Annotated in this window: 17 protein-coding genes; 6 read left to right on the top strand and 11 right to left on the bottom strand. The window is 44.9% G+C overall.

The window, feature by feature from the left end; translation table 11 throughout:
* Positions 1 to 36 precede the first annotated feature (36 nt).
* The 8 genes from FEM33_RS20965 to FEM33_RS20930 form a co-directional block, all read right to left on the bottom strand.
* Entirely contained in the window at positions 37 to 801 is a 765-nt protein-coding gene (locus tag FEM33_RS20965) for a 3-keto-disaccharide hydrolase (RefSeq protein ID WP_139013940.1), read from the bottom strand.
* 283 nt (positions 802 to 1,084) lie between these two features.
* Positions 1,085 to 1,639, bottom strand: a complete 555-nt coding sequence (locus FEM33_RS20960; RefSeq protein WP_139013939.1) for a fasciclin domain-containing protein — start codon at positions 1,637 to 1,639, stop codon at positions 1,085 to 1,087.
* A 101-nt stretch (positions 1,640 to 1,740) separates the two neighbouring features.
* On the bottom strand, positions 1,741 to 2,886 hold the full coding sequence (locus tag FEM33_RS20955) for a beta-1,2-mannosidase (protein ID WP_139013938.1): 1,146 nt from the start codon (positions 2,884 to 2,886) through the stop codon (positions 1,741 to 1,743).
* A gap of 154 nt (positions 2,887 to 3,040) precedes the next feature.
* The gene (locus FEM33_RS20950; protein ID WP_229214339.1) at positions 3,041 to 3,649 is read right to left on the bottom strand and encodes a YceI family protein; all 609 of its coding nucleotides are present in this window, start codon (positions 3,647 to 3,649) and stop codon (positions 3,041 to 3,043) included.
* An 86-nt stretch (positions 3,650 to 3,735) separates the two neighbouring features.
* Positions 3,736 to 4,308 carry an RBBP9/YdeN family alpha/beta hydrolase gene (locus tag FEM33_RS20945; protein ID WP_139013937.1) on the bottom strand — a complete coding sequence of 191 codons (573 nt, stop codon included), beginning with the start codon at positions 4,306 to 4,308 and terminating at the stop codon, positions 3,736 to 3,738.
* Between the two features lie 26 nt (positions 4,309 to 4,334).
* The gene (locus FEM33_RS20940; protein WP_139013936.1) at positions 4,335 to 5,423 is read right to left on the bottom strand and encodes a formylglycine-generating enzyme family protein; all 1,089 of its coding nucleotides are present in this window, start codon (positions 5,421 to 5,423) and stop codon (positions 4,335 to 4,337) included.
* A 16-nt stretch (positions 5,424 to 5,439) separates the two neighbouring features.
* Entirely contained in the window at positions 5,440 to 6,876 is a 1,437-nt protein-coding gene (locus FEM33_RS20935) for a phytoene desaturase family protein (RefSeq protein WP_139013935.1), read from the bottom strand.
* Between the two features lie 346 nt (positions 6,877 to 7,222).
* Positions 7,223 to 7,801 (bottom strand): DUF4142 domain-containing protein, encoded by a 579-nt coding sequence (locus FEM33_RS20930; protein WP_139013934.1) that lies wholly within the window; start codon positions 7,799 to 7,801, stop codon positions 7,223 to 7,225.
* A 247-nt stretch (positions 7,802 to 8,048) separates the two neighbouring features.
* On the opposite strand from FEM33_RS20930, the gene FEM33_RS20925 reads away from it, so the two are divergent.
* The 5 genes from FEM33_RS20925 to FEM33_RS20905 all read left to right on the top strand — a co-directional run bounded on the left by FEM33_RS20925 (position 8,049) and on the right by FEM33_RS20905 (position 13,469).
* Positions 8,049 to 8,492 carry a response regulator gene (locus FEM33_RS20925; protein ID WP_139013933.1) on the top strand — a complete coding sequence of 148 codons (444 nt, stop codon included), beginning with the start codon at positions 8,049 to 8,051 and terminating at the stop codon, positions 8,490 to 8,492.
* 11 nt (positions 8,493 to 8,503) lie between these two features.
* On the top strand, positions 8,504 to 9,121 hold the full coding sequence (locus tag FEM33_RS20920; protein WP_229214338.1) for a biliverdin-producing heme oxygenase: 618 nt from the start codon (positions 8,504 to 8,506) through the stop codon (positions 9,119 to 9,121).
* An 11-nt stretch (positions 9,122 to 9,132) separates the two neighbouring features.
* The gene (locus FEM33_RS20915) at positions 9,133 to 11,418 is read left to right on the top strand and encodes an ATP-binding protein (RefSeq protein WP_139013931.1); all 2,286 of its coding nucleotides are present in this window, start codon (positions 9,133 to 9,135) and stop codon (positions 11,416 to 11,418) included.
* Positions 11,419 to 11,633: 215 nt separating this feature from the next.
* On the top strand, positions 11,634 to 12,734 hold the full coding sequence (locus tag FEM33_RS20910; RefSeq protein ID WP_139013930.1) for a DNA topoisomerase IB: 1,101 nt from the start codon (positions 11,634 to 11,636) through the stop codon (positions 12,732 to 12,734).
* A gap of 264 nt (positions 12,735 to 12,998) precedes the next feature.
* Positions 12,999 to 13,469 carry a ferritin-like domain-containing protein gene (locus FEM33_RS20905; RefSeq protein ID WP_139013929.1) on the top strand — a complete coding sequence of 157 codons (471 nt, stop codon included), beginning with the start codon at positions 12,999 to 13,001 and terminating at the stop codon, positions 13,467 to 13,469.
* A 128-nt stretch (positions 13,470 to 13,597) separates the two neighbouring features.
* On the opposite strand, the gene lolA1 is transcribed toward FEM33_RS20905, so the two are convergent.
* The 3 genes from lolA1 to FEM33_RS20890 all read right to left on the bottom strand — a co-directional run bounded on the left by lolA1 (position 13,598) and on the right by FEM33_RS20890 (position 18,000).
* Complete coding sequence (lolA1, locus tag FEM33_RS20900; protein ID WP_139013928.1) at positions 13,598 to 14,248, bottom strand: outer membrane lipoprotein periplasmic chaperone LolA1; 651 nt, start codon at positions 14,246 to 14,248, stop codon at positions 13,598 to 13,600.
* 133 nt (positions 14,249 to 14,381) lie between these two features.
* The gene (locus FEM33_RS20895) at positions 14,382 to 16,922 is read right to left on the bottom strand and encodes an FtsK/SpoIIIE family DNA translocase (protein ID WP_139013927.1); all 2,541 of its coding nucleotides are present in this window, start codon (positions 16,920 to 16,922) and stop codon (positions 14,382 to 14,384) included.
* 46 nt (positions 16,923 to 16,968) lie between these two features.
* Positions 16,969 to 18,000: a quinone-dependent dihydroorotate dehydrogenase gene (locus tag FEM33_RS20890; protein ID WP_139013926.1), complete on the bottom strand. Its 1,032-nt coding sequence runs from the start codon at positions 17,998 to 18,000 to the stop codon at positions 16,969 to 16,971.
* Between the two features lie 453 nt (positions 18,001 to 18,453).
* On the opposite strand from FEM33_RS20890, the gene FEM33_RS20885 reads away from it, so the two are divergent.
* On the top strand, positions 18,454 to 20,883 hold the full coding sequence (locus FEM33_RS20885; RefSeq protein ID WP_229214337.1) for a TonB-dependent receptor: 2,430 nt from the start codon (positions 18,454 to 18,456) through the stop codon (positions 20,881 to 20,883).
* The last annotated feature ends 173 nt before the right edge of the window (positions 20,884 to 21,056 follow it).

The raw sequence follows: 21,056 nt of genomic DNA, 5'->3' as shown, positions 1-21,056 counted from the left end.
GACCGGCTTTTGGATGCCGTATATTTTACTGAAAAATTACTGCTTGATGCGAATATCCTTATACTCTACTCTCATAGGCGGGCCTACATGCACCTGAACGCCCAAAAGTCCTTTTCTGGAACCGTTTACCGTATCATTGTCTGTTACATCGCTCATCAGCACGCCGTTGATATAATGCTGCAAACGGTTGCCCTTTGCGATCAGATGAAATTCGTTCCAGTCTTCGCTTTTGATCAGTGTTTTCAGGGAATCCGAACTGCCGAGGGAACCTGTTACTTCAAAGCCCGTCCATGCATTGTTCTTGACGGCGGCTCTGACGGCTTCCGGCGTTTTTTCACCTGTATATTGTTTGATTACCGTTTTCTGGCCACGGTATGCCAGTGTCGTTCTTTTGCGTTCTTCGTAATTCTGGCCTGTATAATTGTTTTTTCCGTCAATATCCGCCTGATATCCTTTTAATGCAAAAGGCACGTCTGTCAGCTGTTCGCTTCTGTAATTGATACCCGAATTGCCGTCTTTGGCGATTTTAAATGATCCTTTCAGCTCAAAGTCTCCGGGTTCGCCTCCGCGCCAAATGATAAATGAATTGGTTTTCAGAAGCGTTTCAGGTGTAATTTCACCAACCAGATTGCCGTTTTCCACACGCCAGTATTTCGGATCGCCGTCCCAGCCTTTCAGCGACTTGCCGTCAAATATCTGAACAAACCCTTTTTCTTTCTTCTGGGCCATGCATGAAACGTGGCCAAAAATGGTCAGTAAAACTGCCAGCTTAACTCCGGTACTGATCAATCTGAAATGCATATTCAATCCTTTTATAGGTTTAGTGACTTCTGAATTGCTGGTTTCCCTTATAAGAAGAGAAATATTCTGATACTTGTTACTCTTAAAAAAGCAGAAAATAATATTCAAAAATTCCTAAATTTATTGTACACACTATCCTGTACTGACCTGCTTGAACGAGACTTTCCGGGTTTTTTGGAAAATTGCAATATACGGAAACAGGCACAAAAAAAGCGGGAAAGCCTGAGCCTTCCCGCCACTTCACAACCAACCTTCCTTTACTAACTTATCTTCACTCAATCATTTATGGCATCAGAACCTTATCGATCACATGGATCACACCGTTGGACTGATATACGTCCGCCGTTGTAACTTGTGCTTTATTTCCTTTGGAATCCGTAACAATTACATTCTTTCCGTCCAGAGAAAAAGTAAGCTCTGCACCCTGAACAGTTTTGGCCATTGCCCTGCCGTTTCCGTCCTTGATCATTTTGATTACCGATCTGGAATCCACTTTTCCCGGAATCACATGATAAGTCAGAATAGATGTCAGCATTCCTTTGTTCTCCGGTTTGAGCAGATTATCCACTGTTCCCGCAGGCAGCGCGTCAAACGCTGAATTTACCGGGGCAAAAACGGTAAACGGCCCTGTTCCGGACAATGTTTCAACCAGCCCGGCTGCTTTTACAGCGGCAACAAGCGTTGTGTGATCCTTGGAATTTACCGCGTTCTCAATAATGTTTTTGGAAGGGTACATTTCTGCACCGCCCACCATCACTGTTTTTTCCTGCGCAAAAGCACTGAGCGCAGTCATGAATGCAACTGCAAAAAAGCTTGTCATTTTCATCGACATTTTCATAGGTAGTAGTATATTTTGTTTTATACTCCCATATACGTCTTTGAAAAATTTTCAGATCAAAAGCAGGAAATAATATTTTAATTATAAAAAACAAAACTATATTACGGCAAAGGATCACCGGGCGTTTTGATTTTCGGGTCAAAAACGGCCATGCCCACACGCGAATCCGCGCAGCCGTAATACAGCAGCCATTTTCCCTTGAAATAAACCATTCCTTCAATAAACACGGTTCCGGCTACGTACTGGCCGCTCTTCTCGAAAGGCTCCATCGGACGAAAAAAAGGGACGTCCATTCTGGCGAGTAATTTTGTCGGGTCGTTTTTATCAAACAAAACCTGACCGGCGCAGTAACTGTTGGGCGTAAACCTTTTGTCACCGTCTTCGCCTTTGTCATTCTTGCCGTTATACAAAAGCACGATTCCTTTGTCTGTAACGATTGCCGGCGGGCCGCATTCCGTCAGATTGCTGTCAAAGAAACCTTTACGCGGAGAAATCAGGTTGACAAGATTTTCATTTTTGTCCACAACCGGTTCCCAGTTTACAAGATCCGTAGAAGTCGCTACATTGACGTGCGATTCGCCGAAATAAAGCCAGTATTTACCATTTATCTTGGCAATAACCTGCTTGCCGTTAACGAGTTTTGTTACAATTGAGGCGGATTTGGACCAGATTTCATTGAATTTTCCGTTGTATGCTTTCCTGAAAACCGGCCCGTGCTTTTCCCATTTCAGCAAGTCCCTGGAAGTCGCCACGCCGATCCTTGCTTTGTCCTGGTTCCATTGCGTATAAAAAATAACGTACATTCCGTCTTCGGTGACGGCAACGCGCGGATCTTCGCAGCCACCCGGCCATTCCATGGCTTTCTGGCTGTCCTCCGCGGGATATAAAACGGGCTCTTTTCTTCTTTTAAATGTAACTCCGTCTTCACTTTCTGCATATCCGAGCCGTGAAGTACGTTTGCCGATGGCTTTTCCGGCTTTGTCTTCTGCACGGTAAATCACCACGATTTTCCCGTTCTTAATGGTTGCAGCCGGATTGAACGTATCGTTTGATTCCCAGTCGATCTGCCTTTTGTTCATAGGGCAAAAAAACGTGGAAGTGCTGTCGGGAGAAATAACCGGATTGACACCTTCCGGACGTACAAAACCACCGAAAGCCCAGTCGGGAAGCTTGTTTTCAGTCTGGGCATTCGCAAATCCCGATAACAGGCAAATACATACAAAGCAGCAGCCAATAAAATTTTTCATGGATATAATTTAATTTATCAAACAGGATTTCAAATATATACCTTTTCTGCAAGCGTCATTTCATACGGTTACATTTTTAGAATGAAATGGTCAAATAAAAAATCCGGTCTGAACGATTTCAGGCCGGATTTTCTGCGTGCTGTAAAGTTATCTGTTACTTGTTTGCAACAAGATTTACATCCAGCGTAAAATCATTATCTATTGCTTTGTCACCCAGATTTTCAAAAAAGTTGGAAGAACGGAACTTGATGTCATATTTCGTACGGTCTACGGTTACTTTTGCATTGGCGGTTACCTTTTTAGCATCGGACTTCACGGTTGCGGGAAACTTCACTTCGTCGGTAATTCCTTTGATCGTCAGTTTTCCGGTCACATCGTATGCATCTCCGCCTTTTGGCGTCACCGAAGTAATTACAAGCTTGGCCTGCGGATGTTTTTCAACTGAAAAGAAATCATCGCCTTTCAAATGTCCTGTCAGCTTGCCGTTCATTTCCTTATCGGTAATATCCGTTACAACGAGTGATTTTACATCCACTACGAAATTGCCGCCTTTCAGTTTGTCATTGTCAACAATCAATGAGCCGCTTGTCAGCGGAACGGTGCCGGCATGTGTTCCGGTTACTTTTTTTGCACCCCATGTTACCTTGCTGCTTTTGGTATCCACTGCCAGCGTTTTATCGGCTGCCTTGTGCTTGTCGGGGCCGGCAATGGCTGCGGCATTGAAAAGTAAACCGGCCATTACATAAACAAACATTTTCTTCATAGTCATTTCAAGTGTTTAAGTGTATAAAGAGTTGTAATATTAAAATTTAAAACAGAACTTTTATAATGCTATACACCATACGGAAATTATGCGATTCCTGTTGCTTCGGAATTGACAAGTTTATAATCAGCTAATTTTTCCAGTATTTCTTTTCCCTGCGGCCAGTCTTCCAATCCCGAAACGGCATTGATATGGCCTTTTTTACCGATATTAATAAATTCACTTCCCCAGTTGTCGGCAAACGTTCTGGAATGGCTTATAGTGGCGTAAATATCGTTGGTACTTGCCACGACAATGCTTCTGAAAGGAAGCGGCTTTACCGGAATCGGTGTAAATCCCACAACAAAATTCAGCCTTTTCGACAACTCCGCATCTGCGGGCGCAACCAGCAATGCACCTATTATTTTATCTGATGCAAATTCCTGCGCCCAATGCGCAACCGTAATGCAGCCCAGACTGTGCGCAACCAGAACTGTCGGCCCGGGCAGTTCACTGATCTGTTTCTGCAGTTGCGGAACCCACTCGTCTTTTACCGGCCAGTCCCAGTTTTCCTGCTGTACCCTGCTGAAAATATCCGGATATTGCTGCTCCCATATCGTCTGCCAATGCTGCGGGCCGGAACTTGCCAGGCCGGGAACGTTCAGGAAACCAATGCTCATATTGCAAGAATTCTGATGAATAGAATTTATTTTTTACTCATTACACAACGGAAACCCAGATTGTTGCTTCCGCTTGTAACTTCTCCTTTTCCGCGGCTTCCGGCTTTATACCGGATGCAGTAATCGTCGCTGCATAGGAATGACCCGCCGCGCTGAACGCGTTTCACAGCGCCGGGCTCATCGGGGTCATAGCTGTCGGCCGGGCCTTGCGGATTGTTCTTTTCACTTTTCTGATAATAATCGGGCCGGTAAAGATCCGAGCACCATTCCCAGACATTGCCGTCCATATCGTACAAACCGTACGGATTGGCCGGGAAAGTGCCAACGGGCGCCGCCGCAATATAACCGTCTTCTTTGGTATTTTTATCCGGAAAACTTCCCTGATATATATTGGCAACCCATTTGTTTCCGGGTTTCAGCTCATCGCCCCAGTAATACGTATGATTTCCTTTTCCGCCCTGCGCAGCAAATTCCCATTCTGCTTCGGTCGGCAGCCTTTTTCCGGCCCAGCTTGCGTAAGCAGCTGCATCTTCATACGATACATGCGTAACCGGATAATTTTCTCTTCCTTTGATTGAACTGGACGGACCTTCGGGATGCGCCCAGCTTGCACCGGGAACATAATTCCACCATTGCAGCGGATTGTCCAGCGAAACCTGCGTGGGCGTAGGCGTAAAAACGGCCGAGCCGGGCACAAGCTTGTCTGCAGGAACGCCCGGATAATCGGCAGGGTTCAGCGGCCTTTCGGCAATGGTTTTATAATTTGTTGCTTTTACAAAGGCGGCAAACTCTGCATTGGTTACTTCATGCTTGTCCATGTAAAAGCCGTCCACCGTCACTTCATGCATAGGCCGGGAATCCGGAAATTCATCAGCGCCCATCAGAAATTTTCCGCCTCCGATCCACGTCATATTTGCCGTATCGCCTTTTGCTGCTGCGTAACTTACATTCCGGATGGCCGAAGCACGGGAAGGCATGCCGTCGGCAATGCATTGCGCGAGGCTGTCCGCTGTCTTTTGCTCCGCAGTCTGCTTTTCCGAACCGCAGCTGAAACTTGTAATGGCTGCCAGTGCAATAACACATACTTTGCTGATATCCGTCAAAAATAACTTCATACCCTGATTACTGATCTTATAAATTACTGATTTTAAAAACATCTTTCAAAGCTTGTTTTGCCGCATGAAATCCGCACATTCCGTGTACACCTCCGCCCGGCGGCGTGGAAGAAGAACATATATAAATGCCTTTTGCAGCAGTGCGGTACGGTGACACGCTCAATACCGGCCTTGTATAAAGCTGCCGGATATCCTGAACGCCGCCGTTGATGTCGCCGCCGATGTAATTGGCATTGTAAGCTTCCATCTGAGCGGAGTTCATCGTGTGTTTTTCTCTGATCAGTTCCCGAAAGCCCGGTGCAAAACGTTCCACCTGATTTTCAATTTCCGCCGTCATATCTTTCAGCGATCCGTGCGGAACATGACAATATGCCCAGGCTGTATGTTTTCCTTCCGGAGCACGGCTTTTATCAAATATACTTTGCTGGGCCAGCAATACAAAAGGCTTTTCTATGTGCCTGCCCCTGAAAACGCTTCTTTCATAAGCAGCAATTTCTTCGATTGTGTTGCCGATATGAACGGTTCCGGCACTTCTGCATGCTTCTGCTGTAAAAGGAATTGCGTTGTCCAGTGCCCAGTCTATTTTAAAAACACCCGTTCCGTATCGGTACTTTTCCAGTTTTTTCCGGTAAGCAGGACTCAGTTTTTCCCCTGCCATTTTCAGAAGCTGGCGCGGCGTTACATCCAGCAGAACTGCTTTGGAAGACGGCAGCTGACCCAGAGAATTTACCTCAAAACCGGTTTCGATTTTTCCTCCCAAAAACCTGAAATAAGCTACCATTGCATTGGCTATGGACTGGCTGCCGCCTTTGGGAACCGGCCAGCTGTTCAGATGTGCCGCCGCCATCAGCATGATTCCGAAGGCAGAAGTCGCCATGTTTTCGAGCGGCTGCATGGCATGTGCGGCCATGCCTGCCCAAAGTGCTTTTGCTTCAACCGTTTTAAAAAGTCTGCTTGTATTTAAAGAAGAAGGAAGCGCTTTCAGTCCGAATTTTGCCAGAGATAGAGGTTTTTCCGGCATGGCCAACGGACCGAGCAAATCCGGAATCAGGCCGGGCAGCATACTGACCAGCGGTTCCATAAAATCCAGATAGGCTGCTTTATCTTTTCCCATTCTTTCTGCTGTTTCCTTCACAGAACCGTTCAAAATGGCTGCATGGCCGTTATCCAAAGGATGAGCCGCTGCAATATCGGGTGTTATCAGTTCCAGTCCGTACGCCCCAAGCGGTATGCTTCTAAAAAACGGCGAAAGCAAAACCAGCGGATGAATTGCGGAACATACATCATGCGTATAACCGGGAAGTGTAAGTTCCTGTGTCCGCATTCCGCCGCCGATTGTCGGTTTTGCTTCGGCAATCAGAACGGAAAGTCCTGCTTTCTGCAATGTAATGCCGGCTGCAAGTCCGTTCGGGCCGGAACCCACTACAATGGCGTCAAACTCTGTCCTATGCACTTTTCATCTTCTAGTAAAACCCGGTACGGATGTAAAACATTTTAAACGATCAATGCTCAGGAAATTACTTGTATCTGAATGAAATGACCGGAAATTTTCAAGCCTGTCTTACCCTTTCCAATTTCTGCAAAACAGAAAAACAGCGCTCTTCTTATTACTCTATTAATTTGATAGACAAAATAAGCTTACAGAATACTATTTCACAAGTGTTTGAACCAATTTACTTGCAAGTGCTGCATTTTAGGCAGTTATCCGGCAGGAAAAAGCATGCTGTTTACATAGCCGGAAAATAAAAAAGCCGAAACCAATATTCCGGTTCCGGCCTTCTAGTCAAACAAACAACTGCTTATTTCTTGGCGTCTTTAAGTGCTTCGGCCATTTCCAGGTGGTGTTTCAGGACCGGCACTTTTCCGGCTGCCCATGCTTTTACATCCGGATCCTTGGCATCTTTTGCAGCTTCCTCAAACTCGCTGATGTCTTCCTTGTGATCGTCAACCATAAAGGCTGCATAAGCTTCATCGAATTCAGCGCCTTTTTTCTTGCTCAGCTCGTCAAATTTCTTTTGTTTGTCATCACTCAGTGTTACAGGCAATGTTATATTTTTTTGCTGGGCCAACGCTTTCAGTTCACTGTTTGCCTTGCCGTGATCTGTAACCATGCTCTGCGCAAACTTCTTGACGCCTGCACTGGTACCGTTTGTTTGTGCCAGCTCGCCGAGCTTTACTTCCATTAATCCGCCATCGGCTGCTGCGATTGCGAATTCGGCGTCATCTTCCATTTTGGTGTCATCAAGCGCCTGCTCGTTTTGTTCTTCTGCTACTTCCTTGCTGTCTTTATTTTCTTCTGAGTTGTTCGGATTACTATTACAAGCAGAGAACGTCAATATAGATGCTACTACTAATGAGGTTAATGATATCTTTTTCATAATCAATTTACTTTTTTTGTGATATTGTATTTTCTGCAATGAAAAAACTGTGCCAGAAAGATTACAGCCTGTTCTGAAAGCCTGATAAGCAAACTCTAAATCTGGCAGAAGCAGGAATTTATTCTTTTTGAAAAAGATATATTAATTTTGTGAATTGCTGCCTTGATCTGTTTTCTAAACTATTCACCAAATGAAATCTTCAATACTGCAATAGCGCAACCCATAAGCTGTCCGCCCAAATTTTATAATGAGCAACGTTAAACCTTTACGGATATTTTTAGCTGACGACGACGACGACGATACGTTTTTATTTCAGGAGGCACTTGAACAGATTCCGCTGAACACGGAACTGACTATAGCCGGAAACGGCATGGAGCTGATGGAAATCCTGAATGACGGAGAAGTGGAGCCTGATCTTATATTTCTGGACATGAACATGCCCGTTAAAAACGGCCTCGAGTGCCTTCAGGAAGTAAGAACGTCGCAAAAATTCCGAAACGTCCCGATTGTAATACTGTCCACGTCCGTAGCCCAGTATCTCTGGGAATCAGCTTACAAAGGCGGAGCAAACCTGTATATCCAGAAGCCTACGAGCTTTACCGATCTTGTTGATATTCTAAAAAAGTGTCTATTGAAGGATCCCGGATCAAAATGGATTTCCGACATGGAACAGTTTTTGATAAAGAACTAAGTTAAAAAGTTTTGAATTTGCATTCTATGAATGAAGCGCATGTTTTTAATAAAGAACAGGAAATATTTATTAAAGAACTAAGACATCAGACAGCAGAAAGTCACCAGAAATTAGAAGAAAACTATCTTTCAAAAGCTATCCTGAATCCTTCTGTAACGCAGGCAGATTATCAGAAATACCTGTCGGGATTATACGGTCTGACTATTGCATGTGAAGATCAGGTTTTCCCGAAATTAAACCATATTGTGCCGCAGCTTGAAAAGCGGTATAAATCCGGAAAAATCATAGAAGACCTTTCTTTTACGGGCTTTACTGATCTGAAGATAGATGAATTGCCGTATTATCAGTATGAATTTTCTACGGTGGCAGAAGCACTGGGCATTATGTATGTACTGGAAGGCTCGTCGCTGGGCGGAAGAATTTTGTACAAACATATAAATCAGTATCTTGGCCTGGATGCAGAACACGGCGCTGCCTATTTCTGGGGGTACGGACAGGAAACCGGCCCGATGTGGAAATCCTTTATTTCAGAAACAGCGCGGTTTGCTGCTGAAAACAGGGAAGGTCAGACGATAATCGACAGTGCAATAAAGACATTCAATATAACGGATACCTGGCTTAGAAAGTAGTAATCGAATTTATGAATATCAAAAATATTGTAAACCGGGACAACGTCAATTTGACAAATTGCGAAAGTGAACCCATACATATTCCCGGAAGTATTCAGCCTCACGGTTTTCTGCTGGGCATCAAAAAAGACTCTTATAAAATTGATTTCTGCAGTGAAAACATCCATACATATGTTGATTTCAGACCGGAATCTGTTTTGGGAAAGGTATTATCCGATGTTTTTCCGGCAGACCAGAGTGCTGATTTTATCCTGTATGCAAATGAAGAATTCATAGATACGGCAAAGCCTTTTGTCTTTACACTGAGCGAGGTACCTTATAATACAACCGTACACAAAAGCGGCGATACGATTATTCTGGAACTGGAACCTTTTCCGGACGGAACACTTAATCTGCCCAATCTTTACAATCAGACGCGGAAGTTTGTGTCGATTATGGAGAGAGCCACTTACCTGCCCGAACTCTGCCAGGAAATTGCAAACGAGACACGCGCCATAACCGGTTATGACCGGGTAATGATCTACAAATTTGATCCTGATTACAACGGCGAAGTCATTGCAGAGAGCAGAAACGAAGATTTCGTCTCGTTCGCCGGCCAGAAATATCCGCATTCGGATATTCCGGTGCAGGCCCGGGAACTGTACATCCGCAATCCGTTAAGGATGATTGCAGATATCAATTACAAGCCCGTACCGATTCTTACGCTTGACGATTCTACAGAAAAAAGCAACAAGTCACTTGATTTAAGCAATTCCATCTTACGGAGCGTTTCTCCGATTCATATAGAATATCTGCAGAATATGGGCGTTGGTGCAACGCTTACGATTTCACTTCTGCAGAATCATAAATTGTGGGGCCTTATTGCGTGTCATCATTATTCTCCCAAAATCCTGCCGCATTATACAAGGCTTTCGGCTTTGCTTCAGGGCCATTTTCTTACTTCGCAGATTTCTGTGAGAGAAGTTGCGGAAGAGTTTGAAGTAGGCCGGGAAGTAGACAAAGCCCTGGTGGATTCGCTGGAATTGCTGCATGATAATGAAAACTTTATTGAAACCCATTTTCAGTCACCTTCCATTCTGAAACTGGCCAATGCAAACAGCAGCGCACTTTATTATAATGGAAAGCTGTATAAAAACGGCGATATGCCTGAAGATGAAAAACTGATCCGGCTTTTTCATTTTCTGTCAGGAGAATACCCGAATCATGGAATGGATACTTTCAGCCTGTCCACAGTTTATCCGGATGGAAATGAATTGTCCAGGCTTGTTTCCGGGATTATATATCATCCGCTGAATTCGGGAAATGCGAACGGAGTTTTATGGATGCGGCCCGAAAAGGTTGAAACCATAAACTGGGCAGGCGATCCGAAAAAGGCAGTCTTGCAAAGTGAAAACGGGTTCAGGCTTTCACCGCGCAAATCCTTTGAATTGTGGATGGAAGTGGTCAAATACAAGAGCAATCCATGGCGTAAGTCGGAACTGAACGCTGCGTCGAGCTTTTCCTATGCATTGCAGAAGCACATCAATTTTCAGATTATCCGCACGCAGGAAAAAAAGAACCGGCTGCTGAATGAAGAGCTTAAAACAGCAAACAAGGAACTTGCAAACCTCAACTGGATCAGTACGCACGACTTGAAAGAGCCGTTGAGAAAAATTCAGATATTTGCTTCAAAAGTACTGGATCGGGAAGACCCCGACCTTTCCGTTCAGGTAAAGGATTCTGTGGAACGCATGCGTTTTGCTGCGCACAAAATGCAGATTCTTATTGAAGACATTCTGAATTACTCAAAAGCCGGAAGCATGGAGAAGGTTTTTGAAAAGACGGACCTTAATCTGGTCCTGCGGAACGTACTCAGCGAACTGAACGAAAATATAGAGGAAAAGAAAGCAGTTGTCCATTCCGACCCGCTGCCAACGCTCAGCATTATTCCGTTTCAGATTCATCAGCTGTTTATCAATCTGATCAGCAATGCAATCAAGTTCTCCAAAACTGATGTAAGTCCTGTTGTCCGGATCCGTGTAAATATTGTAACCGAGGAAAAAAACCAGGTTTCGGATGAACAGCAATATTACATGCTTTCATTCGAAGACAATGGAATCGGATTTGAAAACGAATATACAACCCGGATTTTTGATGTATTCCAGCGGCTGCACCCGGCTCATAAATATCCGGGAACCGGTATTGGACTCGCTATTTGCAAGAAAATCATGGAAAATCACGGCGGTTTTATCAAAGCTGATTCCGAACTGGACAAAGGCTCGGTTTTCAATATCTATTTCCCTGTAAACAAGGATTAAAGCATTCCGGCTTCCCCATAAAATGAGTACAATGTTCCTCAGCAAAAGCCGGAAGTGAAAGATTCCCGAATGCGGGCATTTGCATTAAAGCTTGTTTTGATTACGTACTTCATTAATTTTCAACAACATAGCTTCAAATCCCTTCGGCCGTTTTATTTATTTTCAAACTGGTATCACTTTGTTATTAGCAGATAAAACAGTTTAAAGTAAATAACATGTCGGTAGCCGTAGCAGTTGGAACGTTGACAGAAGCGCCAGTTATCTCTGCAAAACAATTCAAGAAACTTAAAAAAGACCCTGCGCTCACAGCCGCAGCAGCGGGGTTGAATTATATCCAGTCCGGTACAGCGCCGGGTTTTATCCGGAAAGGCAAATCACCCCGTTTCTTTTATCTTGACAAAGACGGCAACAGGTGCAAAGACAAAGAAGCGATCAGAAGAATCAAGTCGCTTGTGCTTCCGCCGGCATGGAAGGAAGTCTGGATCAGTGAAGACCCGGATGCACACCTTCAGGCCACCGGGATTGATGAAGCCGGCCGCAAGCAATACCGTTATCATCCGCACTGGAACCTCATCCGTAACCAGACCAAATACTACAGATTACTTAATTTTTCCGAAGCCTTGCCGCAACTGCGCGAGCAAGTGGAACACGACTTGCGCAAAAGGAATTTTGACCTTAACAAAACGATTGCGCTTGTAGTAAAACTGATGGATAAAACGTGTATCCGCGTTGGTAATCAGCGGTACAAACTGAAACACGGCTCATCGGGAATCACAACGCTGGACTCCAAATGCGCTACGGTAAAAGGAAGTACGATCCGGTTTGTATTCACAGGAAAAAAAGGCGTTAAGCAAGATATAACGCTGCGTGATACACAGCTGGCCAGACTTGTGAAGCAGTATAAGGAAATGCCAGGAAAAAGACTTTTCCAATATACAAGTGAAAGCGGCGGCAAATGTTCACTCAATGCACGGCAGGTCAATGACTATATTCATGAACATACAGGCTCGCATTTCTCTGCCAAGGATTTCAGGACGTGGATGGGAACTGTAACGGCTTTTGAATTTCTCAGTCATCAGGAAAAGTTTCAGTCTCAGCGGCAATATACCCGCGTTGTAAATACTTGCCTTGACGTGGTTGCGGCACATCTGGGAAATACCCGTGCCGTCTGTAAAAAATACTACGTGCATCCGGCTGTTTTCAGGGCTTATGAAAATGGTAAAATCCAGCGCTTTCTGAACAAACAGGTTGAAGAAATAAAAAACTTTTCATCCAGTGAACAGTATGTAAAATCACTGCTGGCACATCAGGTTTAAACATAAAACCGCTTTGCCTGCAGCCTGAAAAATTTGTAAACAAACGTTTACAAAAAACCTGTTTACTGCTGATAATCTGTCTGTTACTAAACTCAAAAAAAAGTCAAGATTCACATCTGTCTTTTCTACCGGGCAAAAACAGCTACAAGTACACAACTATTTCAGCATTATTCCTGTGTTTTCAAAACGGATGTGAATGGCACAGGATTTTACATTTTCAGGTAAGCAATCAAAAATTTATCACAAACATTAAATATAAAAAATATGGATACCAATGAAGATCTTGTGGAGGTTTTGAATGACCTTATCAAAATAAATAATGACCGTATTGATGGCTATGAAACGGCATTGAATGACGTAAAAGACATTGATATTGATTTGAAAGGAATATTTCAGAAAATGGCCAATGAAAGCCGTGAAAATATAAAGGAACTAAGCAGTGAAATAAGAAGTCTGGGCGGCGAAGTTGCCTCCGGAACGACCAACTCAGGAAAAATATATCGTGTGTGGATGGATATCAAAGCTACATTCACAGGCCATGACAGAGCTTCTGCACTGGAAAGCTGCGAATACGGCGAAGATGCGGCACAGGAAGCTTATGACGATGCACTTGCAACAAGCGTTGACCTTCCGGTGCATGTAAGACAGCTGATTGCCAACCAGAAAGCAGAGCTGCTTGAATCGCATAACCTGATCAAGAAATACCGTGATCTGCATCAACTGATCAGCAAGTAGTTGTTAGCTAATAGCTGTTAGCTTTGAGCTGTTAGCTGTTACTCTAAACTTACTTTGCAACATGCAAAACAAACCGGGCTGAAATCAGTTGATTTCAGCCCGGTTTGTTTTATAGAATAAAATGTATTTTATCTCAGATCCACAACTTCCACGCCGGGATACATCTTGGAATTAAATGCAAAAAAGCTGTCGGCGACATTTACATCAGGAAGGAACTGTTCTACTTTGTAAGTAACAACCTGTCCGTTTTTCTGGAAAATTTTCCAGCTGCTGATGGCATTGTCAGCCTTGTTGACTTCAATCTGTACTTTGTTGACCTGACTGGTTTTATTGGTTGAAGTCAGTTCCACAACATCAAGCGTTTTGTTGCCTTCCTTTTTTTCTTTCAGATAAGCGTACTTGAAGCCTTTTTTATAAGCTGTATAAATCTTGGTCGGATCCAGGTCGCCCGTTGCAGTGGGATCGAAATCCTGAAGATTGACTTCATTGGTTTCCTTGATGTACGTAGCCATCAGTTTGCCATCGTTAAATATTTCCTGACCGGCCATTTTAAGCCTGAACTTGGTCCCTTTTACAGTTGCTTCGCCCTTTAAGGGTTTCTGGCCTTCCGGAATGTAGGAAAATACCGCTTTAAAGGATTTGATCTTCTGGTATTTGTTGCTCATGGCTTCCAGAATGGCTGTTGACTTTTTATCGCCCTGCGCCTGCACATCTGCAGTTCCCAGAAGTGAAATCACCATGATGGCTAGCCAGCAGGCACTTATTTTCCAGTTTTTCATATAATTGATTTGGTTTTTAGTTAGTTAAGTAAAATGGGTTATTCAGGCTGTTTACAAAATTTAGACCAACATCCGGGATGAAGGTTTAAACCGTTAAAAGATGATTTATAAAGACTGCAATATACCGGTTTGCTCAGCCTACGCCCATTACACGAAGATGTTCTTCAAGACCGCCCAGATCATGGAACATGACATCCCGAGCTTTACTTCCCGTAAACGGGCCCACGATGCCGAGTATTTCCAGCTGATCCATAATCCGGCCGGCGCGGTTATAACCCAGCTTCATTTTGCGCTGAATCAGCGAGGTACTTCCCTGCTGATGCGTAATGATCAGCCGGGCTGCGTCAGGCAGCAATGCATCAAAATCGTCCGGGTTCAGCTCGCTTCTTGATTCCGCTGCATCTTCGCCTTCGTATTCAGGAAGCGCATAGGCATCGTCGTAGCCACGCTGTGCACCAATGTATTCGCACACATCTTCAATTTCGCGGGTATCAATGAACGGACACTGCAGACGGATCACTTCGGAGTTGATCGCAAGGAGCATATCTCCCTGCCCTACAAGCTGCTCCGCGCCGCCCATATCAAGAATGGTCCGTGAATCGATGCTGGATGTAACCCGGAACGACAAACGCGCCGGAAAGTTTGCTTTGATAAGACCTGTAATGACCTTTACCGAAGGCCGCTGCGTAGCCACAACAAGATGTATTCCGACGGCACGCGCAAGCTGTGCAAGACGCGCAATCGGTGTTTCCACTTCTTTGCCGGCAGTCATCATCAAATCTGCAAGTTCATCAATGACCAGTACGATATAAGGCAGAAAACGGTGTCCCTTTTCAGGGTTCAGCCTGCGTTGGGCAAATTTGGCATTGTATTCTTTCAGGTTCCTTACGGCTGCTTCTTTCAGAAGGTCATAGCGCGAATCCATTTCAATACATAGTGAATTCAGCGTAAAAATTACCTTTTTGGTATCCGTTATGATGGCTTCTTCGGCATTCGGAAGCTTGGCGAGAAAATGCCTTTCCAGCTTGTTGAACAGTGTTAGTTCCACCTTTTTCGGGTCAACAAGAACAAATTTCAGTTCCGCCGGATGCTTTTTGTAAATAAGCGAAGCAAGAATAACGTTCAGCCCGACCGACTTTCCCTGACCTGTTGCACCGGCCATCAGCAAGTGCGGCATTTTGGCAAGATCGACAATATGAATGTCGTTGGAAATCGTTTTTCCCAGCACAATAGGCAGATCATAATTGGCTTTCTGAAAGCGCTCATTGGCCAGAACCGAACGGATAAAAACAGTTTCCCGGTTTTTATTGGGTACTTCAATCCCGATCGTTCCGCGGCCGGGCATAGGCGCAATGATCCGTATACCCAAAGCGGCAAGGCTCAGTGCAATGTCGCCTTCCAGGTTTTTGATCTTGGAAATCCTGACACCCGCCTCCGGGATAATCTCGTAAAGCGTTACAGTTGGCCCGATCGTCGCCTTGATCTTGGAAATATTGATGCCGTAACTTCCCAGCGTATCCACAATTTTGGTCTTGTTGCTTTCCAGCTCTTCCTGACTTACTTTTTCATGCTGGTTATCTACAACATCATTCAGCAAAGTAATATCCGGAAAATGATACGAAGGCAGATCCAGCATGGGATCATACTGACCGAATTCCCTGACAATCGACGCACTGATGTCTTCTTCCTCATACTCTTCCATAGGCTCGCTGACGGCCATAGGCGTTTCCACTTCCAGTTCCAGCACGGCGGGTTCCGCAGGACTTACGGACATAACTGGCATAACGGGCAAAATGATCGGTGCGGGAACAATTACCTCCGGCAGATGCGGATCTTCATCCTCTTCTTCTTCAACGGGTTCTTCTTCCGGTTCCTCTCCTTTTTCGACATAAATATCATCATAGGTCCCGTTCACAACGGATGTAAAAGCGCTTTCGGGTACAACGGGCTTTTCTTCCGGCTCGGCTTCGGGCACAGCAACGCTGGTTTCCTCCTGCTGCTGATCCGGCATCACTTCAGGCTTGGCATTCTTAAGCTGCCAGGCTTCAATGGCCGATCTTGCGTCGTAAAAGAAAACGGCAAAAACAAACAATGAAAAGATAATCGGGATAATACTGCCCCATTTCAGCCAGTCGAACAGGAAAACATTTACGATGTATCCGATTCCTCCTGCAATAAAGCTGCCGGAATTCTCGGAATTGCTCATCAGCACGACGTAGCCCATCAGCACGCTGAGCCATAAAGTAAAGAAGATCACTTCCTTTGTCGTTCGGCTTAGCGGCAGCAGTTCTTTCCCGAACGCCATTTTCCAGCCTGTGACAAAAGGGATCAGCGGCACAAGCAGCGCACCAATTCCAAACCAGCGGTAAACAAAGAAATGGGAAATTACAGCGCCGAGCACGCCAAAAAAATTGCGGGTCTGACGGCCGGCATCACGGATGGATTCATGTCCGAGGCCGTCGATTACGCTTTGGTCTGAAAGCCCGGTGGCAATGTAGGACAGAAATGATATTTCCAGAAATAGCCCGAGTACAATAAAGAATGTACCCCAGGCCAGTGTATTTTTCGGACTGGAAAAAATATGTTCCCAGTCGAATGAAATACGAAATCGGGAACCTGGCAATTCTTCTGCTTTCGGGCGGTTTATATTTCCTCTTGGCTTATTTACGGACATTTACTTTAATTCTGATACGTCAAGTATAATTTTACTCCCGATTTTCTCATGGGTTAACCAGCGCCTTGCATATTCTTTTTACCAAACCCGGCCCTTCATAAATAAAGCCTGTATATAACTGTATCAGAACCGCACCGGCCTTTCTCTTGTTCTTCGCTTCTTCCGGCGAAGCAATTCCGCCCACGCCAATAACTGGAAATGCGTAACCGGATTTATCACAAAGGTAACGAATTACTTCAGTTGACTGATGTGCCAGCGGCGCTCCGCTCAAACCTCCTGCACCCATTTTTTCGATTTCCTCCGGACTTGTACGCAGGTTCTTGCGGCTGATCGTGGTATTGGTTGCAATGACACCGGCGATTCCGGTTTCTTTTACGATGTCAATAATATCATCCAGCTGGTTCCATGTCAGGTCCGGAGCGATTTTCAGAAAAATCGGTTTCGGGTTGAATCTTTCCCTGTTCTTTTTCTGAAGTTCTTTCAGCAACGCGGTAAGCGGCGCTTTTTCCTGAAGATCGCGTAGTCCCGGCGTATTCGGAGAGCTTACATTCACCACAAAATAATCAACAAAGTCAAAAAGTTCGCGGAAACAGATCAGATAATCACTTAATGCCTGCTCGTTCGGCGTATCCTTATTTTTACCGATGTTGCCTCCAACCAGAATTTTCGATTTCCTGCTGGCCAGCTTTGCCGCTGCTACGGCTGCCCCTTTATTGTTGAAACCCATCCGGTTTATCAACGCCTTGTCACTTTTCAGGCGAAACAGCCTCGGCTTGTCATTTCCCGGCTGCGGCTTTGGCGTTACAGTCCCGATTTCTATAAAACCGAATCCGAGCGCATCCAGCTGATCAACGAGTTCGGCATTTTTGTCAAATCCTGCTGCAAGCCCCACGGGATTACGGAAACGCAACCCGGCTACTTCCTGAACAAGGTCCGGATGTTCGTAAGTATACAAAGACCTTAACAGCTGCGGGACAAACGGGATTTTAAAAGCAAGCAATAATACCTCACAAACAAAGTAATGAATCCGCTCGGCATCAAAAAGAAAAAGTATCGGGGAAACAAGAATTTTATACATCCTGCAAAAATATGATGTTTAAAAGCAAGCGGCGGAGAAATCAGGTGTTTTTATTTTAACCCTGCCTATTCTGAAACAGGTCCCCGGCTTTTCACTCCGGTTTCCGGAACACATTCCGGCAGGTATGGATGCGCGTTCAGCTCTAAACAAATATAATAAAAAGGGTTTCAGTGTGAAGTACACATGGGCGCCTAAAAGGCGAATTACATTTTATTTTTACAATCCGGCTGCCATTAAAAGGTTTGCTTATGTTACACAAATTGAAGTTTTCACACTTTAATATACGGCAAATCTTTATTTTTTTATAATTTTATGTAATTATTCAACAGAAAATGCTGTTAAAAAAATGGCAGTGAATTTACATTCCGGTGTTCACCCAAACTGAACATCTTCATTTTCAAAGCCTGCTTAATCGAATAACTTAACTCCTGATCCATATTTAAACCTGTACCTGTGAAAATAAACCCTTTTCTTAAACTTATTACACCCGTTTTGTTTACCTGTTCCGCTTTTTCATTTACAGACGTCCTGGCGTCCGGTTCTGAAAAAAGTGCAATCGTTCGCGCAGACGGCGCCAAGCTTGTGGGCAAAATCGTGGAATCGCCAGGCAATGCCGGCGTAAGCTTTGCAACCGTGGCATTGCTTTCTTCCAGGGATTCTACGCTATCCACCGGCGCCGTTTCCGATGAAAACGGTGTTTTCACCATCAGCAGCGTCACTTCCGGAAATTACATCCTGCGTGTAACCAATATGGGTTATCAAACCCGCTATGTACCGAATGTCAGTGTCGCTACGGAAGCAAATTTCCTGGATCTTGGCAACATCGTCCTGCTTCCCGAAGCGCAAAAGCTGAATGAAGTGGTTGTAAAAGGTGAGAAAAGCATGATTGTGGACGATATTGACAAGAAAATCGTCAACATCGGAAAGGATATGCTGGCTACAAGCAACAACCTCAGTGACTTGCTGGAAAAAGTTCCGGCGGTTTCTCTAGACGAAAACGGCAATCCGCAGGTCCGGGGCAAAGGAAATGTGGTCGTTCTTATTGACGGCAAGCCTTCCAATCTGTACGGAAGCGACCTTCCGACGATTTTACAGTCATTTCCGGCCAATCTGATCGAACGCATTGACGTGATGACGACGCCTTCCGCCAAATATGAAGGTGAAGGCGCTTCGGGCGTTATTGACATTATTACAAAAAAGGACAAAATCCGCGGTACAAACGGCACCCTGCGCGTAAGTCTCGGCAACAGGAACAACCATAACGCTTCCGGAAATATCAGCTACCGTGCGGGCAAACTGAGCATTAATGCATCGCTTAATGCGCAAAACAGAAATATGACCTGGAAAAGAAATCTGAGCCGTGAAAACTTTATTTCTGAAACCAGCTCTCATCTTGAACAATCCGGAACGGGCGAAAACAAAGGGAAAAACGCATTCGGCCGCGTCGGGATCAATTATGATTTCAATGAAAAAAATGCGGTTGAAGTCGGTTTTAACTATTCAGCAAACCAGAATAACAACGGCAGCAATCTTTTAAATGAAACCACGCTTTCGACCGGAGCTGTTCAGGAACGTTTCAACCGTATTTCCAACAGCAAAGGCGACGGGGGCAACTCCAATTTCAGCCTGGACTACCGCAGGAAATTCAACAAAAAAGACCAGCAGCTTAACTTTACAAGCAGCTATTCCATCGGGCAATCGGACGGTGAATCGTATTATACGCAGGAAAGTGCCGTTGACAGCCTTTTGCGAAACCAGCAGAATTTCAGGGACAACAACCGCAGATCCTTGTTCCTGAACACAGATTATACATGGCCTGTAACGCCGAAATCCACTTTTGAAGTCGGCCTGCGTTCCCGGACTAGCTCCAACGATAATACAAACTCTTTTTACAACCTGAACAGAGAAACGGGCAACTATGTGTTTGACCCGAATATCAGCAACATTTTTGGTTACAAAGATGCTACTTACACCGGTTTCATGACTTTTTCCCAGAAAACGGACCTTTGGGGACTGCGTGCCGGATTGCGTGTAACGGATTACAACCAGGAAATCAATCAGATCAGCATTAACCGTGAATTCAGCGTTCATTTTCTTACGCTCGTCCCGTCACTTGCAGTTACGCGTAAACTCGGGGAATCGGCCCAGCTGAAACTCAATTACAGCAGACGTGTACAGCGTCCAGAAGCAGACTGGCTGAACCCGTATACGGACGTTTCGGATCCGAGGAACATACAGTCCGGAAACCCGAACCTGCGACCTGAATTTACGCACAAGGCCGAAATGGGTTATTCCAATTACGAAGCAGACGGCGGCTGGGGTCCGTCCCTGTTTATGGATTATTCCAACAATGCCATTACAAGGATCAGGACCATTGATGAAAGCGGCATTTCACTCACACAGTTTGACAACGTAGGACGCGAACTTTCTTACGGCATGGAAACGGATTTTTCTCAAAAGATCGGAGATGTGCTTAAGATAAACGCAAGCGGGCGGGTTTACAGAACGGAAGTGGTGTCGCAGGTTGCACAGATTGACAACCGCACATGGAGCTATTCGGGAAACCTGAATGCGTTTGTGACCTTGCCGATGGATTTCAGAGCATCGGCTTACGTGAATTATGAAGGTCCGCGTGCCGTAGCGCAGGGAACGCGCGAAGGTATTTTCGTTGCCAATATGGGCATACGCAAAGAACTTATGGAAAAAAAAGCTACAATTTCATTCAACGTACAGGACATATTTTTGTCCCGGGCATACAAGAACCAGCTGAACACTTCTACATATTCCCAGAACTCACTCTGGCAGCAAACCAACCGGCTTGTTAACCTGACTTTCCAGTACCGATTTGGTAAAATCTCGTCAGGCACCGGCGACGATGCGTAAAGAAAATCAATAAGTGTAAATGAAAAGGGAAGGATAAAAATTATCCTTCCCTTTTCATTTACAAGGCATTAACATCGAATAGTTCAATTTTACCGAATCTGCAAACTGGTAAACCGGCGACTGCAAGCGATCTGTCCGGAGCGTTTTCCTGGCGGCGGGAACAATGCCCGGCG

It is taken from the genome of Dyadobacter flavalbus (assembly GCF_006149045.1).
Classification (GTDB): Bacteria; Bacteroidota; Bacteroidia; order Cytophagales; family Spirosomataceae; genus Dyadobacter; species Dyadobacter flavalbus.
This window is presented reverse-complemented; position numbering and strand designations above follow the sequence as displayed.

Coding starts and splice junctions, on each gene's coding strand:
- FEM33_RS20895 (WP_139013927.1), bottom strand. CDS start 16,922: ATGTCCGTAAATAAGCCAAGAGGAAATATAAACCGCCCGAAAGCAGAA.
- FEM33_RS20890 (WP_139013926.1), bottom strand. CDS start 18,000: ATGTATAAAATTCTTGTTTCCCCGATACTTTTTCTTTTTGATGCCGAG.
- FEM33_RS20905 (WP_139013929.1), top strand. CDS start 12,999: ATGGATACCAATGAAGATCTTGTGGAGGTTTTGAATGACCTTATCAAA.
- lolA1 (WP_139013928.1), bottom strand. CDS start 14,248: ATGAAAAACTGGAAAATAAGTGCCTGCTGGCTAGCCATCATGGTGATT.
- FEM33_RS20910 (WP_139013930.1), top strand. CDS start 11,634: ATGTCGGTAGCCGTAGCAGTTGGAACGTTGACAGAAGCGCCAGTTATC.
- FEM33_RS20915 (WP_139013931.1), top strand. CDS start 9,133: ATGAATATCAAAAATATTGTAAACCGGGACAACGTCAATTTGACAAAT.
- FEM33_RS20965 (WP_139013940.1), bottom strand. CDS start 801: ATGCATTTCAGATTGATCAGTACCGGAGTTAAGCTGGCAGTTTTACTG.
- FEM33_RS20950 (WP_229214339.1), bottom strand. CDS start 3,649: ATGAAGAAAATGTTTGTTTATGTAATGGCCGGTTTACTTTTCAATGCC.
- FEM33_RS20925 (WP_139013933.1), top strand. CDS start 8,049: ATGAGCAACGTTAAACCTTTACGGATATTTTTAGCTGACGACGACGAC.
- FEM33_RS20955 (WP_139013938.1), bottom strand. CDS start 2,886: ATGAAAAATTTTATTGGCTGCTGCTTTGTATGTATTTGCCTGTTATCG.
- FEM33_RS20945 (WP_139013937.1), bottom strand. CDS start 4,308: ATGAGCATTGGTTTCCTGAACGTTCCCGGCCTGGCAAGTTCCGGCCCG.
- FEM33_RS20930 (WP_139013934.1), bottom strand. CDS start 7,801: ATGAAAAAGATATCATTAACCTCATTAGTAGTAGCATCTATATTGACG.
- FEM33_RS20960 (WP_139013939.1), bottom strand. CDS start 1,639: ATGAAAATGTCGATGAAAATGACAAGCTTTTTTGCAGTTGCATTCATG.
- FEM33_RS20940 (WP_139013936.1), bottom strand. CDS start 5,423: ATGAAGTTATTTTTGACGGATATCAGCAAAGTATGTGTTATTGCACTG.